The following is a 17,871-nucleotide window of genomic DNA, read 5'->3' as shown; positions in this document are numbered from 1 at the left end:
GTGAGCGTGTTGCTGCCGCCCTCGACAGCCACCGTCCTCTCCTTCTCGCTTGCCTGCCTGCTGATCGAACTGACGCCGGGTCCGAACATGACCTATCTGGCGCTGATCTCCGCCAGCGAAGGACGCCGCGCCGGCTTTGCCACGGTGGCGGGCATCGCGTCGGGACTGGCCATCGTCGGCGCCATCGCGGCCTTCGGCGTCGCTGAACTGATCCAGGCATCGCACCTGTTCTACGAGGGACTTCGCTGGGCCGGGGTATTGTTCCTTCTCTACCTCGCCTGGGAGGGCTGGACCGCGGGGACGGATGTTGTATCGAGCGCCGGCGGCACGGACGGCAAGCATTTCCTGCGCGGACTGGTCACCAACCTCCTGAACCCCAAGGCGGCGATCTTCTACGTTGCCGTGCTGCCGACCTTCGTCGAGGCCGAGCGGCCGGTCCTCTCCCAGGCCGTCCTGCTCACCGCGGTCTATGTCGCGATCGCGACGGCTGTCCACGGCGTCATCGTCGCCTTGGCGGGAACGCTGGAGCCGTTCCTCAACGATCCCCAAAGGGAACGGTTTGCCAGACGGCTGCTCTCAGCGCTGCTGGCCCTGGTCGCTTTCTGGTTCGCCTGGTCGACCGCGCGCTGAAGCGATTCGCTCCGGGTCTGTTGAGATTCAGGTCAGGCCGAGCCGGAGTCGAAGACGGGCGCGAAGCGACCAAACTAGGCGGGTTCCGAGAACCGGAGCGGAGCGTACTTGAAGTACGTGAGCACCGGAAGCGCAGGAGCCCGCGATTTGCAGGCCGGCCTCACCTGAATATCGATAGACCCTAGGCCGCCTCGGCCCGACACTTGGCGCATACACCGCGGAACTCGATCACCGCCTTCTTGGCGGCGAAGCCCGTCGAGCGCACCCATTCGTGGAGCCGGTGGTCGACATCATGATCGGACATCTCCGTCACCTGGCCACATGTGTCGCAGATGGCGAAGGCGGTCATCGAATGGCCGTGGTCGTGCGGCTCGGCGCAGGCGACGAAGGAGTTGATGCTTTCCAGCCGATGCACGAAGCCGGTCTTCACCAGCGTGTCGAGCGCACGGTAGACCTGCAGCGGCGCCCGGAACCCGCGTTCGCGCAACTGGTCGAGCAGCATATAGGCGCTGAGCGGTCCGCTGGCGGCCTCGAGCTTTTCGAGCACGCACAGCTGGTTCTTCGTCAGCACATCCCTTGCCGCCATGATCCTGCTTCCGGTCTGTTTGCTTCGCGGTAACGCCATTTGCGCAGGCAAACGGCTTCAATTCCATTGAGATAGCGACGAACCGTGCCTTTTGCCACTGTTTCCGTCGCCATGGACAGCGCTGGCAGTCAACCTTCAAAATACTGACAAAATCATCGACAAGGGTTGCCGCGCTTGGGAATATGATCGTGCTTGGGGGGCATCCATGATCAGATTGACGCGCCGGACGCTGCTTGCTGGCGCCTCCGCGCTCAGCCTTGCCGGCGCGGTGCCGTTTCGCGCGCTCGCCGCCCAGCGCACCTATCATGCGCTGCTGGTTGCTTGCACCGACTATCCGAACCTGCCGAAGAAGAACTGGCTGATCGGGCCGAAGAACGATGCCGGCCTGGTGCGTGACTACCTGCTGAAGAACACGCCGTCCCCGGTGAAGTTCGCGCCGGAAAACATCACCCTGCTCGCCAAGGACGTCGAAGGCGCCGCCGGCCTGCCAACGCACGCCGCGATCAAGGCGGCGCTGGCCGACCTCGCCGCGAGGGTTAAGCGCGACGACTTCGTCTATCTGCACCTGTCCGGCCACGGCGCGCAGCAGCCGGAAGCGAAGAAGGGCAACGAGACCGACGGCCTCGACGAGATCTTCCTCCCCGTCGACATCGAGAAATGGGTCAAGCGCGATGCCGGCGTGCCCAACGCGCTGGTCGACGATGAAGTCGGCTCAGCACTCGACGCCATCCGCGACAAGGGCGCCTTCGTCTGGGTGCTGTTCGACTGCTGTCATTCCGGCACCGCGACGCGCGCCGCCGAGGTCGACGACGAGATGGAGCGCAAGGTCGAGTTCGCCGATCTGGTCGGCGGCAGCGCGGCCGAGCGGGCGGCGGCGTTGAAGCTCTATGACGACATCACGGCGAGCGCCTCGCGCGGCCTCGACGAGAACGGCCAGCGCAAGCCGGCCTTCAACCTGACGCCGACCGGCGCGGAGCCGACCAGCAGGGGCAAGCTGGTCGCCTTCTATGCCGCGCAGACGATCGAGACGACGCCGGAGATGCCGCTGCCCAAGGGCACCGCCGACGCGCCGCGCTTCGGCCTGTTCACCTTCACCATCCTGTCCAAGCTGGCGGAGAACCCCAACGTCACCTACCGCCAGCTCGGCCAGGCGGTGCTGCAGCAATATTCGGCCGACAGCCGCACGCGGCCGACGCCGCTCTTCGAGGGCGAGCTCGACGCGCGCGTCTTCGGCACCGACAGGACCGACGCGGTGATGCAATGGCCGCTGGTCGTCAAGGATGGCGCGGCGACGATCGGCGCCGGGCTGCTGCAGCGCCTCACCCCCGGCAGCAAGCTCGCCATCCTGCCTTCCGCCCTGTCGCAGCTTTCCGACGCGCTCGGCTATGTCGAGGTGCAGTCGGCCAGGAACCTGGAGAGCTGGGTGCAGCCGGTGGAACTCGACGGCAAGCCGGCGCTGAAACTGGCCGACATCCCGGCCAGTGCATATGCGCGCGTCGCGGAACTCGCCATCGACTACAGGCTCGTGGTGGCGCGGCCGGCAGCGACCGAGGGTCTCGACAAGGAGACGGCGCTGGTCAACTCGGTCCTCGACGAGCTGGCGACCGGGAAAAAATCAGGGTTTCATATTGAGCTGGTCGAGCCTGGCAAGAGTGCCGACCTGCGGCTGGCGGTTCTACGCGAGAATGCGATTGCCGGCGCGGCCGCTGACGCGACCGACAAGCCGGCGCTCTGGTTCCTCCCGGCGTCCGGCGACGTGACACTGAAGGACGGCGGCCGGCCGCCGCTGATCATCATCCATCCGGATGACCCGGCAAAGCTGGCCGAGGCGGCGGCGAGGAACCTGACCACCATCTTCCGCGCCACCGGCCTCTCCAGGCTGGCGGCCGCGTCCGACTACCGGCTGGAAGAAGTGAGCGTCGAGTTCGAGATCAGGCGCAAGGGTGGCGACGCGCTGGAGCCGCTGCAGGCCTCGACCGTGCCGCGCGTCTCGCCGGGCGACGAGGTGCACATCAGGGCCAGGAATGATTCCGATAAGTATGTCGACATCAACGTGCTCTATGTCGGCAGCGACTTCTCCATCACCCATATCGTCGCCGAACGGCTGGCGCCCGCCAACGGCTCGCCGGATGCCGGCTTGCGGGAAGGACTGCTCGCCTTCACCGACTCCAGCTTCGGCATGGAGCGGATGATCGCCGTGCTGACCGAGGCGCCGCCGCAGAGCGAGAAAGAGGACCTGAGCTTCCTGGCGCAGGACGGCGTGCCCTCGGTCACCCGCGCGGTCGGCGGCTCCGGCTTCTCCGACATGCTGACCGATATCGGCATGGCGCCTTCAACGCGCTCGGTGATGAAACTGGCCGACAGGAGCGGGCCGAAGGGTGCGGTGATGATTTTTCCGATGGAGACGGTGCCCCGCACCTGAAAGGCATGCCGCCGCAAAAGCCTGTCGCAGCCGCCGTATCGGCTCTTGCGCGACAGGCTCGGTATGTGGACATTCTGGCGCGGCGCGGAAAGGATGAGGACGCTCGTGAAAACCAATGTGCTTTGCTGGCTCGGAGCGGGCCTTCTTGCCGCGGGGCTGTCGTTCGCCCATGCCGCGGCGGAGGAGACCTGCGGCCTCTGCGCCAAGCAGATCGTGACCAATTCCGAATTGGCGAGCTGCTTTCTCGACCAGTACGACCAGATCGCCAAGACCGGCAATGAGGCCGTCGTGGTCGATCTCAGCGGCTGCGCCTCGCGCGGCGTGGTCGAGGCCCTGCCCTCGCCGAACAAGGCGCCAGCCGAGCCGGATGTGCAGTTCATGATTTCGCGCTTGCAGCTCGATTGCCTGAAGAAAAAGCTCGAGGCGCCCGGTGTCGTTCTCGACCCGTCCGCCACCATCGACCTGGACAGCTGCCGATGAATGGGCCGGGGGGCAAGGTGACGGAACAAGCAGCGCCTGCGACGGCGTCGACTAAGGCCGAGCCGCCGGCGGCCAAGAAGGCTGAGGCGCTGCCTGAGACCACGGAGGGCTTCCCGTGGCCGAGCAGCCACGAGATCAAGAAGGAATCGAACCCCTTCACCGATCGTGACTGGCGCATGCTGGCCTATGCCTGGTCGGGCCTTCTGGTGCGCCTGGTGATCATCTTCACCCTCCTTTTCTCCGTCTTCCAGTTCCTGGCCAACCAGGACCAGAAGCGTGTCGAGCAGACCATGTCGCTGGTCGAGCTCTGGGAGAGCAAGGACCTGCAGCAGGCGCAACGGGCGCTCAAGGAGCGGCTGACGGGGCTCAACGCCAAATATGACAATCTGCTCAGCGCCAATCCGACGCCCACCGAGGAGCAGGTGTTCAGGCAGCGCATCGGCATCGAGGCGATGACCGCCGATGGCGGCACCATGCCGCTTGCCGATTTCAGCGATCACTTCGACCGCATCGTCTATTTCCTCAACCGCCTCTCCATCTGCGTCGAGAGCGACCTGTGTTCACACAAGGTGGCAGACTCCTACTTCCGCGACTATGCCGTCTCGTTCTGGAGTTACTTTGCCGGCTATATCGAAAAGCAGCGCAAGGCCGGCTCCGCCAACTTCGCCTCGGCGATCGAGGCCTATGTGCGCCGGGGACAACCCGCGCAGTCCAAGTAGCGGCCAGGCGATCGGCGCCGGATATAAAAAAGGCGCCGGATCGCTCCCGCCGCCTTTTTTTGAATGCAGCCGTCAGGCAGATTTGAGTCGACCTCATTTGTAGAGGCTGTTGATCCATTCGATATTGGCAGCGTTGAGCCTGACCGCGGTGTTCGCTTCCGGGCTCTCGGCCACATTCACGCCGGTGATGACTCGCTCCTTCGCGGCATTATCGTAGGCGTAGACCGAGCTGCCGCTCGAACCCGGGAACGTATCGCAATCATACTGGAAATAGTCCGTGCCGATGTTTTCAGCGTGCACTTCGCAGCCTGCCTTCCACATCGTGCCCATCGGCTTGTCGCCGGGATAGCCGACGATGTTGGCGGTGAAATCGCCGAGATCCTCGTAATTGGCATAGCCCAGCCAGCCGAGATTGGTGCCGATATCCTGCTTCAGCGTGACGATGCCGAGATCCCATGGGACGACAGAGCCGTAAAAGCCCTGGTAGTTGTCGATGAAGCCCTGCAGGATATAGGCGCTCTCATAGGTGAAGGCGCCATACGGCGCGTCGTCGGCGGTGCTTCCATTGAGGCCCGGTACAAACAGGTATTCGTCGAGCCAGGCGCCGTCCTCATGGCTGTAGAGGCAGTGCGCGGCGGTCAGTACGGTGCGCGGGCCGATCAGCGTCGCCGAGCAACTGCCGTATTTGCCGGTCTTGGGCGACTTGGCTTCGAGGTAGCCGATGGCCGAGAACGGATAGGTCTTGGTGTTCTTGACCTGCTCGCGGTCGTCGGTGCCGAAGACCTGGCGGCCGGCTTCGCCCTCCGTCAGCCCGGGATCTTCGGTGTTCTGCGGACCGGAAGCGTCGGACCCCTGCCCGTCGGCCGGCGCGTTCAGTTCCTCGATGATCAACTGCTTCAGCGCCTCGTTTGCCTCGATCTTGATCTCCTTGCCGTCGGCGGAACGCCCGACGACGCCATAGGACTTGACCGCCGCATCCTCGTCGGCGAGCGGCGCGGCGCGGCTGGCCTCGTCCTCGGTTAGCTTCGGCGGCGCGATCGGCTTTGCCCGCCCCGGCGTGTAGTCGCCCGATCCAGCATCGCGCATGCTTTCGCCATTGCCGGTATTGGCAGTGCCGGGATCGGCGGCGAAGGCAGGCACCGCCCACATCGCGCTGGAAAGCAACGCGGACGCAATGATGGTGTTTGTCAGTTTTGTCACGGTGAGACTCTCCCAAAAGTCAGCAAGGACTGGATCAAGATACAGAAATATTGTCGAGATCGTGGTGAGGCCAACACCGGCTTCGGTTACCCCCGTGCCAGTTCATTGCCCGCTGCGGTCAAACGAGGCCCCCGCCAAAACATCCGCGCGATATACTGCCTAAAATATTCCAACATTGGCAACGACAAATCGCTTCCACGTAGCCCGTGGGGGGCTATAGGGTTTTGAGCGGGTTCTGCTCGCGGGCACGATTAGCAGAAGTGGCACTCGGTTTTGTGACCGGTCGCGCGCCGATCTGGGCTGCGCGGCCGGTCGTTCGAAGTGCCACGGACCGCAGATCTTGCGCCGGGCCGGCCCCGTTCGGGAACGTTCGTCTCAGGAGGTCAAGGTGAACATCATCCATCGGTTCAAGCCGCTCGCCATCGCATTGCTGGCCGGCACGGCGGCGCTCGCGACGCTCAACGCCATCCACGCGGCCGACGGGCCTGCCCGGCCGGAAGCGGCTGTCTCGCCGATGAAGCGGGTGGCGGAAGAACGGGCGAAGGCTAAGGCCGAGAACCCCGACGGCGCCGATCGCGTCTATGGCGGCAAGGAGGCCGAGAAAGGCGCCTATCCGTTCCAGGTCGCGCTGCTGACGAGCGACAGGCTTGACGACAGCCCGGCATCGCAGCCGGACGCGCAGTTCTGTGGCGGCAGCCTGATCGCCCCGCAATGGGTGCTGACGGCCGCGCACTGCCTCGTCGACAGCGGCCGGCCGATCCCGGCGGGCGCGGTCACCGTGCTCACCGGCGCCACCGATCTCGGCGAAGGCAAGCGCTACAAGGCGGTGGAGGTCATCGTCAACGAAGGCTACAGCGAGCAGACGATGGACAACGACCTCGGCCTGATCCGGCTGGCCGAGCCGGCGGACGCGCCAACGATCAAGGTTGCCCACGAAGCGACCCCCGATGCCGGCAAGACCACGGTCACCGGTTGGGGCAAGATGCAGGATGGAACCTTCCCGACGGCGCTGATGGTCGCCGATCTCGATCTGCAGCCGAACGCGACCTGCAACAGCGGCATCAAGGACATCTATGCGCGCGACCTGAAGGCCGCGCTTGGCGATCTCTCCCACCGCATGCGCTATTCGGAAAAGGGCATCGATGCGGCCGCCAGCGCCATTGCCGCCGACATGTCCGACCCGCTGACCAACAACATGATCTGCGCCGGCACCGCCAGCGGTGAACGCGATGCCTGCAACGGCGACAGCGGCGGGCCGCTGTTCATGGCGGCCGCCGACGGCCCGGTCCAGGTCGGTGTCGTCTCCTGGGGAGAAGGTCCAAATGACGGTAGCGCTGCCTGTGGCCACAAAAACGCCTACGGCATCTACACACGGCTCGCCAATTACACCGGCTGGATCGAGGAGAAGATGAAGACCACGCCGACGCCGGTAAAGCCCAAGGCGGGTGTCGGTACCGCTCAGAAGCCGGCCAAGCCCTGAGTTCGATGGAAAACGGCGGGCAAAAGCCCGCCGTTTTCTTTTCGATGATTTGCCGGCGATTCCGTCTGGCGCCCGCGCCTACTTTCGCGGCGGACCCTTGCGCTCGGCCGAGGCCGCCCACAGGTTGATGTCGGCCTCGCGCGCGTAGCTGTCGATCTCGGCCAGTTCCGCATCGCTGAAGTCGAGCGCCTTCAGCGCACCAACGCAATCCTCGACCTGTTCCGGCCGGCTGGCGCCGATCAGCGCCGAGGTCACGCGGCCCTTGCGCAGCACCCAGGCCAGCGCCATCTGCGCCAGCGTCTGGCCGCGCCGCCCGGCAATGGCGTTCAGCGCCTTGATGTTGGTGACGCTCTTGTCGTTGATGAAGGCCGGCCGCAGCGACTTGCCCTGGGAAGCGCGGCTGCCCTCGGGGATGCCGCCCAGATATTTGTCGGTCAGCATGCCTTGCGCCAGCGGCGAGAACACGATCGAGCCGATGCCCAACCCCTCCAGCGTGTCGAGCAGGCCGTCCTCCTCGACCCAGCGGTTGAGCATGGAATAGCTCGGCTGGTGGATGACGCAGGGCGTGCCGAGCTGCCTCAGTATGTCGGCCGCCTCGCGCGTGCGCTGCGAATTGTAGGAGGAGATGCCGGCATAGAGCGCCTTGCCCGAGCGCACGGCATGGTCGAGCGCGCCCATCGTCTCTTCCAAGGGCGTATCGGGGTCGAAGCGGTGCGAATAGAAGATGTCGACATAATCGAGCCCCATCCGCTTCAGGCTCTGGTCGAGGCTGGCCAGCACGTATTTGCGACTGCCCCACTCGCCGTAAGGACCGGCCCACATCTCGTAGCCCGCCTTGGTCGAGATGATCAGCTCGTCGCGGTAGCCGGCGAAGTCGGTGCGCATGATTTCGCCGAAGGCGGTTTCGGCGGAGCCGGGCGGCGGACCGTAATTGTTGGCGAGGTCGAAATGCGTGATGCCGAGGTCGAAAGCCCGGCGAACGATCGCCTGCTTGGTCTTGTGCGGCGTGTCGTTGCCGAAATTGTGCCACAGCCCGAGCGAGATGGCCGGCAGTTTCAGGCCTGATCGCCCACAGCGATTGTAGATCATCTTCTCATAGCGGTTTTCGGCGGCGACATAGGGCATGGGAAATCCTCGCATCTGAACGGAATGGGCATGGCTTCACCGCAACGCGATGACCATGCCCTGCGGCCCACCCTTTACCCTCTCCCCGGGAGAAGGGGGAGAGGGTTGATCAAGATTATCGATAATCGTGGCGATCTATTTCTTCTTCGCCAGCAGTTCCTTGGCTTCCTTGACGCCAAGTGCGGCCGGCCGCTCGCAAGTCGTCTGCATGGGGACGAACTTGCCCGTTTCGCCCGAGCGCAGCAGGCTGGTCATCACGTCGACGGCATGCAGCGCTAACTCCATCGAGCAGCGATGCGGCCGTCCCTCGGCGATCGCCAGCGCCATATCGGCCAGGCCGGCGGTGCGGTAGTTGGCCATCATGCCCTGCGAATGCATCTCGTTCGGCACGCCGAACGGGTGCTTCCATTTTGGCAGCTTCTTGACCGGTTTCGTCGCCTCGGTGAAGCGCACGTCGCCGCCGAAGAAGTTCGGATCCGGCACGTACACCGTTCCCGCCTCGCCGTAGAGCTCCATCGGCGCATGGCCATGGCTCCAGACGTCCCAGCTGGTGTTGAGCGTCACCACCGCGCCGTTCTCGAATTCCAGCAGGCCGTGGATGGTGGTCGGCGTGTTGACCGGGATTTTTTCGCCAGCGCGTGGCTTCGACGAAATCGTTCGTTCCTTGGCCGGTGTCGCGGCGAAGGCCGCCACCTGCTTCACCGGCCCGATCAACTGGATCAGGTTGGTGATGTAGTAGGGTCCGATATCGAGCACAGGGCCGGCGCCCGGCTGGAAGAAGAAATCCGGATTGGGGTGCCAGTGCTCCATGCCGTGACCCATCACATGGCAGGTGCCGCTGGTGATCTTGCCCAGCGCACCGGTGTCGATCAGGTTGCGCACCAGCTGGTGCGCGCCGCCGAGGAAAGTGTCGGGCGCCGAGCCGATGCGCAGCCCCTTCTTCTCGGCCCGGCCTTTCAGATCGAGCCCTTCCTTGATCGACAGCACGAACGGCTTTTCCGAATAGACATGCTTGCCGGCGTCGAGGATCTGCTTCGACACCTCATAGTGCACCGCCGGAATTGTCAGGTTGACGATGATGTCGATGTCGTCGGCCTTGAGCAGATCGTCGACGGTCTCCGCGCGGAGCTTGAACTCCTTCGCCCGCGCCTTCGCGGCGTCCATGTTGATGTCGGCGCAGGCGCGCATCTCGATGCCGCGGAACAGCGGCGCCAGCGAAAAATACGCCTTCGAGATGTTGCCGCAGCCGATGACGCCGATACCCAGTTTCTTTGCCATGTCGATTGTTCCTAGTAGCTCTTGACGGATGCGATCGAGCGGCTGGCGAAGCGCTCGATGTTGTTTGGGTTGTCCTGTTCCATGACGAAGTACTTCGCCGCGCTCTTGGCGCGCAACGCCTTGATCAGGCCGGCCCAGTCGATCGTGCCATGGCCGACATCCGACCAGCCATCCTCGTCGAGTCCTTCACCCGGCTTGGCGATATCCTTGACATGAACGGCGCTGATGCGCTTGCCGTGCTTTTCGATCCAGGGCAGCGGGTCGGCGCCGCCGCGCACCACCCAGGCCAAGTCCATTTCCCAGCCGATGTCGGGTGCGGCGGACAGGATATGGTCCTGCGGCACCGACCCATCCGCGAGCGCCTTGAACTCGAAATCATGATTGTGCCAGGCAAAGCCGTAGCCGGCCTTTTTCGCCGTTTCGCCGACCTTGGCCAGCCGCTCGCCGAAACCGCGCCAGCCGGCGGCATCCGCCGGCCTCTGCTCGGCGAGCAGATAGGGGCAGATCAGCAGCGTGACACCGAGCACGTCGGCGATTTTGCGCACACCGTCGAAGTCCTTCTCCAGCGCGTCGATCGAGAAATGCCCGGTCGGCATGGCCAGCCCGTTCTTGTCGAGCTCGGCGCGGAACGCCTTGGGGTCGTCATAGACGCCGCCGAACCCTTCGACCTGGCTGTAGCCGAGCTTGCCGAGCATCTGCAGCACGCCCTCCCACGGCTGGAAATTGCGGGCGCTGTAAAGTTGGAATGACCAGTCCATCGTCTCTGTCCGTTCTATTGGGGGGTAGGTGCTTGGGAGGTTAAAGGCGGTTGTCTGTTTGGGCGTCGAACAGCGAAGCGCGTGCCGGATCGAAGCCGATGCGAATCGCTTCGCCGTTGCGCAGCGTCTTATCCGCTTCGACGCGGAAGGAGATGATCTGGCCGCCGAGCTTGGTCCACACCAGCGTGTCTGAGCCCATCGGATCGACGATCTCGACGGTCGACTCGGCGGTGAACGGCATTCCCACGGCAGCGTCACCGAAGGCGATATGCTCAGGCCGGATGCCGAAGATGCAAGGCTTGGCGGCACGGCCACCATCGCCCTCGAATTGATAGCGGCCGACCGGCACCGACACGCCGTCGGCTTTGAACACGGGGCCGGCGCCGACTTCCAACTCTCCCTTGAGGAAATTCATCGCCGGCGAACCAAGGAAGCCGGCGACGAAGCGGTTGACTGGCCGGTTGTAGATCGTCTGCGGCGCATCGAGCTGCTGGATGACCCCGCCCCTCATGACGGCGATGCGGTCGGCGAGCGTCATCGCCTCGATCTGGTCGTGGGTGACGTAGATCATCGTGTTCTCGAGCTTGCGGTGCAGGAGCTTGATCTCGACGCGCAGTTCCGAGCGCAGCTTGGCGTCGAGATTGGAAAGCGGCTCGTCGAACAGGAACACGTCGACATCGCGCACCAGTGCCCGCCCGATCGCCACGCGCTGGCGCTGGCCGCCGGAGAGCGCCGACGGCTTGCGCTGCAGCAATGGCTCGATCTGCAGGATCTCGGCGGCGCGCGCGATGCGGCGGGCGATCTCGTCCTTGGGCACGCCGGCGACGCGCAGGCCGAAGGACAGATTCTTCTCCACCGTCATCTGCGGATAGAGCGCGTAGGACTGGAACACCATGCCGATGCCGCGGTCCTTGGGCTCTTCCCAGGTGACGTTCTTGCCCTTGATGAAGATGCGGCCCTCCGAAATGTCGAGCAGGCCGGCGATGCAGTTGAGCAAAGTCGACTTGCCGCAGCCGGACGGCCCGAGCAGCACGATGAACTCGCCCTCGGCGACGTCGAGGTTGAGCGTCTGCAGCACCGACACCGCGCCGAAATTCAGCGACAGGTCCTGGATCGACACGCTGGGATTGGCGATATCCGTCATCATCATCCTTTCACCGCGCCGGCGGCGATGCCGCGCACGAAAAGCTTGCCGGAAATGAAGTAGACGATCAGCGGCACGAGGCCGGTCAGGATGGTGGCGGCCATGTTGACGTTGTACTCCTTCACGCCCTGCACCGAATTGACGATGTTGTTGAGCTGCACCGTCATCGGATAGGTGTCCGGCCGCGTGTAGACGACGCCGAACAGGAAGTCGTTCCAGATGCCGGTGACCTGCAGGATGACGGCGACAACGAAGATCGGCAGCGACATCGGCAGCATGATGCGCAGATAGATGCCCCAGAAACCGGCGCCGTCGACGCGCGCCGCCCTGAACAGCTCTTCCGGCATCGACGAGAAATAGTTGCGGAACAGAAGCGTCAGGATCGGCATGCCGAAGATCGAATGCACGATGACCAGGCCGCTCAGGCTGCCGTAGAGGCCGATCTCGCGCAGGATGATGACGATCGGGTAGATCATCACCTGATAGGGGATGAAGGCGCCGACGATCAGGATGACGAAGAAGGTGTCGGCGCCCTTGAAGCGCCAGTTGGCGAGCGCGTAGCCGTTCACCGAGGCGATCGCGATCGACAGGATCACCGAGGGGACGGTGATGCGCACCGAGTTCCAGAAACCGCGCGAGAGCCCGTCGCAATTGAGGCCGGTGCAGGCCTGCGACCACGCCTTGACCCAAGGCTCGAAGGTGATCTCCAGCGGCGGCGAGAAGATGTTGCCGAGGCGGATCTCCGGCATGCCCTTGAGCGAGGTGACGACCATCACATAGAGCGGCAGCAGGTAGTAGACCGCCATCACGATCAGCGTGCCATAGAGGAAGATGTTGCGGCGCGAGAACACATGCCGCGGCTTCGGCCCGCTCGGCCCCGTGGCTTCGCGACTGAGAGGATCGGCGGTGCTGGGCAGGGGGACGGCAAGCTCAGACACGCTTCTTGCCTCCGAATTCGAGGTAGGCCCACGGCACGATGACGATGATCACCGACAGCAGCATCATGGTCGAGGCGGCAAAGCCCTGGCCGAGGTTCTGGGCGAAGAACATGTAGTCGTAGACATATTTCGCCGGCACTTCGGAGGCGATGCCCGGCCCGCCGCTGGTCTGGGCCACGACCAGGTCGTAGACCTTGACGATGCCCGCGGCGATGATGACCAGCGTGGTGATGAAGACCGGCCGCATCATCGGGATGACGATGAACAGATAGGTCTTCCACATCGGGATCCCGTCGACCCGCGCGGCCTTCCAGATATCCTCGTCAATGCCGCGCAGGCCGGCGAGCATCAGGCACATGATCAGCCCGGTGCCTTGCCAGAGTGCCGCGATCGATATGCCGTAGATGACGATGCTGGAATTGTAGAGCGGATCGAAGCTGAAGCTTGTCCAGCCGAGGCTCCGCACCACGCCCTGGATGCCGAAGTCCGGATTGAGCAGCCATTGCCAGACAAGACCGGTGACGATGAAGGAGAGCGCGAAGGGATAAAGGAAGATGGTTCGGAATGTGTCCTCGAAGCGGATCTTCTGGTCGAGCAACGCGGCGAGGATGAAGCCGATCACCAGCGAGAACACCAGCGATATGACACCATAGATCAAGAGGTTCTCGATCGAGATCAGCCAGCGCGGCGTCGCCCACAGCCGGTAATACTGGTCGAGCCCGACGAAATTCAATCGCGGCAGCAGTTTCGAGTTGGTGAAGGAATAGAGCACCGTCCATGCGGTGCCGCCGACGAAAACCACCAGCGCGGTGAGGATCATCGGGATCGAGGCGACCTTCGCATTGAGGTTGCGGAAAAGCTGGTTGGGGCGTTGGCTCTTGCTCATCTCGACAACCGGGCTGGGGCAATGAGGACATCGCGCTCCCGACCCCGGATAGGCTGGGGCCGGGAGCTGGCGGGGGCGCCGGTAATCAGTCCGCCGATGCGATGATGTCGGCGAAGCGCTTCTGCGCGTCTTCCACGGTGAGCTCCGGCTTGGCGAAGAATTCGGAGAACAGATCCTCCTTCTGCTTCTGGCTGTCCTGCGACAGCAACTGGTCGGTCCACGGAATGACGCTGCCCTTGGCCAGGATGTCGAGGCCCTTCTTCATGCAGTCATTCGCCGCCTGCAGGTCGACGTCGCCGCGCACCGGCAGCGAACCCTTCTTCAGGTTGAAGGCAACCTGCGTCTTGGGATCGAGCAGCGTTTCGGCCAGCACCTCCTGCGCCTTGGACTTGTCGGCGTCCTTCAGCAGCGGGAAGTAGAATGCATCGCCGCCGGTGGCGATCACTTCGTTCAGCCCGAGGCCCGGAAGGCAGGTATAGTCCTTGCCGGCGGTCTGGCCGGCGACCTGGAATTCGCCCTGTGCCCAGTCGCCCATGATCTGGCCGCCGGCCTTGCCGGTGATGACGAGATTGGTCGCCTGGTTCCAGTCCTGCACATTGGTGTTCTTCGCCATCTTGCGGGCATCGTCCGCGGCCTTGAACACTTTGGCGACTTCGGGCCCGGCCGCGAATTTCGCGTCCTTGTCCTTGTAGACCTTGAGGAAGGTGTCGGTGCCGCCGACCGCCGCCAACAGCACGTCGAAGGCGCCGGAGGACTGCCAGGGCTGCCCGCCGACGGCGAGCGGGATGATGCCGGCCTTCTCCAGCGCGGGAGCTGCCGCCACATATTCATTCCAGTCCTTCGGCACCGGCACGCCGGCCTTTTCGAAGGCCGCGTTCGACAGCCACAGCCATTGCCAGGAATGGATGTTGACCGGCACGCAATAGATCTTGCCGTCGATGGTGCAGCTGTCGAGCAGGCTCTTCGGCCGCACGACCTCCGTCCATTTGCCCTTGGTGGCGATATCGGTGAGGTCGCGCATCAGGCCTGCCTGCACCAGTTCCTCAGCCTGGCGGCCGTGGTTGAACTGGGTGGCGCCCATCGGGTCGCCGCCGGTGATGCGGCTGATCATGATCGGCCGCGCCGTGCCGCCGGAACCGGCAATGGCGCCGTCGACCCAGTGGTTGCCGGTCGCATCGAAGGCCTTGGCGAGTTCCGCCACAGCAGCCGCCTCGCCGCCGGACGTCCACCAATGGGTGACTTCCAGATCGGTCGCGGCCGCCGGACCGGCGAACTGCAGCGCGGCCGTCGCCGCCAGCGCAGCAGTCAAGAGTTTATATCGCATTTCGGTTCCTCCCAGAATCTGAAACGTTACAGATTTTCGATACGGCAATTGCGCGGCATGCGCAACCCCTGACGAAAACGCCACCTCGATATTTTTCGAGCCGCGAACAAAATAATTCCACCGGACATGCATTGTGCAGCGCAACACGCAAAGTCGCGCTGCAAAATGAGGAAAGCTGGCAAAAAACTTGCACTAAACAGCTTCCTCGCTGATTTCCAACGACTTTCCCTGCCGGGACACCCGCCTGGAACGCCTTGACCAGCGACCGCACCGGACAACGGTCGTGACAATCTGTAACGTTTCAGTATATGGGGTTGCTAGGCGGGAAGCTGCCTCGCCTGACGAATGCGGCGATTGCCGGCTCGCCCGGCGACTGCTATGCGCCTGACGGGCGGGACGATATGGACAGGGACCAGACAGACAGGGATGGCGAGGCGCCGGGCCGGCCGACGCTAAAGACGCTTGCCTTCATGACCGGGCTGGGCGTCACCACCGTGTCGCGCGCCTTGAAGGATGCCCCCGAGATCGGCGCCGAGACCAGGCGGCGCGTGCAGCTTGTCGCCAGGCAGATCGGCTACCGGCCCAATCGCGCCGGCGTGCGCCTCAGGACCGGCAAAACCAATGTCATCAGCCTCGTGCTCAACACCGAGCGCGAGATCATGAGCTTTGTCTCGGACATCATCTACGGTGTCTCGGAGGTGATCGCCGACACGCCCTATCACCTGATCGTCACGCCATATTCACGCTCGCAGGATCCGCTGGATCCGATACGCTATCTGGTCGAGACGGGCTCCGCCGACGGCGTCATCATCTCACGCACGCAACCCAACGATCCGCGCGCCCGCTACATGCTGGAGCGCGGTATCCCCTTTGCCACGCATGGCCGCACCGACATGGGGCTGGTGCATCCCTTCCACGACTTCGACAATTACGCCTTCGCGGGCGAGGCGGTGCGCTACCTCGCTGGCATGGGCCGAAGCCGACTCGCCCTTGTGACACCACCGGTCGGACTCACCTACTATGGCCATACGCTGAACGGCTTTGCCGATGCGTTGAGCGAAGTCGGCGCCAGCGAGGTGCCGTTCAACACCGTTTCCATCGACCAGTCTATCGAGCAGATCAGGATGCGGACCGCGCAGCTGATGCGGCGCCGGGACCGGCCGGATGGTTTCATCAGCTGCGCCGCCGCGGCGACGCTCGCCGTCGTCGCCGGCATCGAGGATGCCGGTCTGAAGCTTGGTCGCGACGTCGACGTGGTGTCGAAGCAGTCGTCCGAGCTGCTGCATTTGTTCCGCCGGGAACTGCTGGTGGTCAACGAGAACTTCCGGCTTGCCGGCTCCGAGCTGGCGCGCGCCGTGCTCGGCTGGATCGGCGGCGCCGATCCAGGCTCATTGCAATCGCTGAGTAAGCCGAGCGAAGTCCTGCCCTATCGCGCCTAATGCCCCGCGCCGCTGCCCCAGGGTCCATGGAACGCACCCTGCTCGCCGATGCGCTCGAAGCCGTGCGCGCCGAAGAAGTCGCGCTGCGCCTGGATCAGGTTTGAAGTGCCGCGGCCCTGACGGTAGCTGTCGAAATAGGCGAGCGCCGACGACAGCGCAGGTACCGGCGACCCGGCCTCGGAGGCCCGCGCCACGATCCTGCGCAACGACGGATGCGCCTCCTGCATCATGGCGATGAAGGCCGGCGCCATCAGCAGGTTGGTCGAGGCGTTGCCTGACCCAAAGGCCTCCGCCATCGTGTCCAGCATCTGCGAGCGGATGATGCAACCGGCTCGCCAGATCTTGGCGACGGTCGGCATCGGCAGGTTCCAGTTGAACTCCTTCGAGGCGCCGCTCATCACCGCGAAGCCCTGCGCGTAGGCCGCGATCTTGCCGGCGAACAGCGCCAGCTCCAGGTCCTTGAGCAAGGCAGCTCTGTCGCCGGCAATCTTGGCCACGCCGATATTGCCATAGGCCGCTTCCGCCGCCTGCCGCTCGTCCTTGATCGACGACAGCACGCGCGCCGCGACCGCCGCCTCGATCGCGGTCGCCGGGATGCCGAGCTGCTGCGCCTCGATGACGGACCATTTGCCGGTGCCCTTCTGCCCGGCCCGGTCGAGGATGATGTCGACCACCGGCTTGCCGGTCTTCGGATCGTCGGCGGCCAACACCTTGGCCGTGATCTCGATCAGGTAGGAATTGAGCCGGCCCTTGTTCCAGTCCGCGAAGACGGCGCCGATCTCCTTCGGCCCCATGCCGAGGCCGTCACGCAGAATGCCGTAGATCTCGGCGATCATCTGCATGTCGGCATATTCGATGCCGTTGTGGATGGTCTTGACGAAATGGCCGGCGCCGTCGGTGCCGAGCCAGGCCGCGCACGGCTCGTCCTTGAACTTGGCGGAGATGGCGGTGAGCACCTTCTCGACGCGCTTCCAGGACTCCTCGGTGCCGCCGACCATGATCGAGGGCCCGTGACGCGCACCTTCCTCGCCGCCGGACACGCCCATGCCGATGAAGGTCAGGCCGGAGCCTGACAGCTCGGAGAAGCGCCGCATCGTGTCGCGGAAATTGGCGTTGCCGGCATCGATGACGATGTCGTTGTTGGCGAGAACGCCGCGAAGCGCCGCGATCTGCTCGTCCACCGGCTTGCCGGCCAGCACCATGATGATGATCGGCCTGGGCGGCCGGATCGCCGCCGCGAGCTCCTCGAGGCTGTAGCAGGGCACGACCATGTCCTTCAGCGGCCCGGCGCTCTCGACGAAAGCGTCGGTGCGCGCGGCCGTGCGGTTGAAGACGGCGATGCGGTGCCCATGCTCGGCAATGTTGAGCGCCAGGTTGGAGCCCATCGTGCCAAGGCCGATCAGGCCGATTTCGGCTTTTTCCATCGTTTCTTCCCTGCTTCCGAATTTTGTTGAGGTCGCGT

Annotated in this window: 16 protein-coding genes; 6 read left to right on the top strand and 10 right to left on the bottom strand. The window is 64.2% G+C overall.

Annotation, left to right across the window (positions count from 1 at the left end):
* Complete coding sequence (locus JG743_RS08480; RefSeq protein WP_244673088.1) at positions 1-630, top strand: LysE family translocator; 630 nt, start codon at positions 1-3, stop codon at positions 628-630.
* Positions 631-811: 181 nt separating this feature from the next.
* Here the strand turns inward: JG743_RS08480 and JG743_RS08475 are convergent, their stop codons facing one another.
* Positions 812-1,216, bottom strand: coding sequence for a Fur family transcriptional regulator (locus JG743_RS08475; protein ID WP_202299382.1), 405 nt, complete (start codon positions 1,214-1,216; stop codon positions 812-814).
* A 205-nt stretch (positions 1,217-1,421) separates the two neighbouring features.
* Here JG743_RS08475 and JG743_RS08470 point away from each other — a divergent pair, with 205 nt between their 5' ends.
* The 3 genes from JG743_RS08470 to JG743_RS08460 all read left to right on the top strand — a co-directional run bounded on the left by JG743_RS08470 (position 1,422) and on the right by JG743_RS08460 (position 4,837).
* On the top strand, positions 1,422-3,638 hold the full coding sequence (locus JG743_RS08470; RefSeq protein WP_202299380.1) for a caspase family protein: 2,217 nt from the start codon (positions 1,422-1,424) through the stop codon (positions 3,636-3,638).
* Between the two features lie 105 nt (positions 3,639-3,743).
* Positions 3,744-4,118 (top strand): hypothetical protein, encoded by a 375-nt coding sequence (locus tag JG743_RS08465; protein ID WP_244673087.1) that lies wholly within the window; start codon positions 3,744-3,746, stop codon positions 4,116-4,118.
* Positions 4,115-4,837, top strand: coding sequence for a DUF4760 domain-containing protein (locus JG743_RS08460; protein ID WP_202299377.1), 723 nt, complete (start codon positions 4,115-4,117; stop codon positions 4,835-4,837). The genes JG743_RS08465 and JG743_RS08460 overlap by 4 nt, the downstream gene beginning before the upstream one ends.
* A gap of 93 nt (positions 4,838-4,930) precedes the next feature.
* On the opposite strand, the gene JG743_RS08455 is transcribed toward JG743_RS08460, so the two are convergent.
* Positions 4,931-6,037 (bottom strand): trypsin-like serine peptidase, encoded by a 1,107-nt coding sequence (locus JG743_RS08455; protein ID WP_202299375.1) that lies wholly within the window; start codon positions 6,035-6,037, stop codon positions 4,931-4,933.
* 388 nt (positions 6,038-6,425) lie between these two features.
* Here JG743_RS08455 and JG743_RS08450 point away from each other — a divergent pair, with 388 nt between their 5' ends.
* Positions 6,426-7,517 carry a S1 family serine peptidase gene (locus JG743_RS08450; protein ID WP_202299373.1) on the top strand — a complete coding sequence of 364 codons (1,092 nt, stop codon included), beginning with the start codon at positions 6,426-6,428 and terminating at the stop codon, positions 7,515-7,517.
* 78 nt (positions 7,518-7,595) lie between these two features.
* Here the strand turns inward: JG743_RS08450 and mgrA are convergent, their stop codons facing one another.
* The 7 genes from mgrA to JG743_RS08415 all read right to left on the bottom strand — a co-directional run bounded on the left by mgrA (position 7,596) and on the right by JG743_RS08415 (position 14,970).
* Positions 7,596-8,642 (bottom strand): L-glyceraldehyde 3-phosphate reductase, encoded by a 1,047-nt coding sequence (gene mgrA, locus JG743_RS08445; RefSeq protein ID WP_202299364.1) that lies wholly within the window; start codon positions 8,640-8,642, stop codon positions 7,596-7,598.
* 135 nt (positions 8,643-8,777) lie between these two features.
* Positions 8,778-9,920: a Gfo/Idh/MocA family protein gene (locus tag JG743_RS08440; RefSeq protein WP_202299362.1), complete on the bottom strand. Its 1,143-nt coding sequence runs from the start codon at positions 9,918-9,920 to the stop codon at positions 8,778-8,780.
* Positions 9,921-9,931: 11 nt separating this feature from the next.
* Positions 9,932-10,678: a sugar phosphate isomerase/epimerase family protein gene (locus JG743_RS08435; protein ID WP_202299360.1), complete on the bottom strand. Its 747-nt coding sequence runs from the start codon at positions 10,676-10,678 to the stop codon at positions 9,932-9,934.
* Positions 10,679-10,718: 40 nt separating this feature from the next.
* Positions 10,719-11,822, bottom strand: a complete 1,104-nt coding sequence (locus tag JG743_RS08430) for an ABC transporter ATP-binding protein (protein ID WP_202302516.1) — start codon at positions 11,820-11,822, stop codon at positions 10,719-10,721.
* A gap of 2 nt (positions 11,823-11,824) precedes the next feature.
* Positions 11,825-12,760, bottom strand: coding sequence for a carbohydrate ABC transporter permease (locus tag JG743_RS08425; RefSeq protein ID WP_202299358.1), 936 nt, complete (start codon positions 12,758-12,760; stop codon positions 11,825-11,827).
* Positions 12,753-13,646 (bottom strand): carbohydrate ABC transporter permease, encoded by an 894-nt coding sequence (locus tag JG743_RS08420; RefSeq protein ID WP_202299356.1) that lies wholly within the window; start codon positions 13,644-13,646, stop codon positions 12,753-12,755. Before JG743_RS08420 ends, JG743_RS08425 begins: the two co-directional genes overlap by 8 nt.
* Before the next feature lie 85 nt (positions 13,647-13,731).
* Positions 13,732-14,970 (bottom strand): ABC transporter substrate-binding protein, encoded by a 1,239-nt coding sequence (locus JG743_RS08415; RefSeq protein WP_202299349.1) that lies wholly within the window; start codon positions 14,968-14,970, stop codon positions 13,732-13,734.
* 401 nt (positions 14,971-15,371) lie between these two features.
* Here JG743_RS08415 and JG743_RS08410 point away from each other — a divergent pair, with 401 nt between their 5' ends.
* Positions 15,372-16,409 (top strand): LacI family transcriptional regulator, encoded by a 1,038-nt coding sequence (locus JG743_RS08410; RefSeq protein ID WP_202299347.1) that lies wholly within the window; start codon positions 15,372-15,374, stop codon positions 16,407-16,409.
* Here the strand turns inward: JG743_RS08410 and gndA are convergent.
* Entirely contained in the window at positions 16,406-17,833 is a 1,428-nt protein-coding gene (gene gndA, locus JG743_RS08405) for an NADP-dependent phosphogluconate dehydrogenase (RefSeq protein ID WP_202299344.1), read from the bottom strand. The genes JG743_RS08410 and gndA overlap by 4 nt on opposite strands.
* Positions 17,834-17,871 lie beyond the last annotated feature (38 nt).

Source organism: Mesorhizobium sp. 131-2-1 (genome assembly GCF_016756535.1).
In the GTDB taxonomy this organism is placed as follows: Bacteria; Pseudomonadota; Alphaproteobacteria; order Rhizobiales; family Rhizobiaceae; genus Mesorhizobium.
Note: the sequence above shows the minus strand (reverse complement) of the source record. Positions and strands in the feature narration are given on the sequence as shown.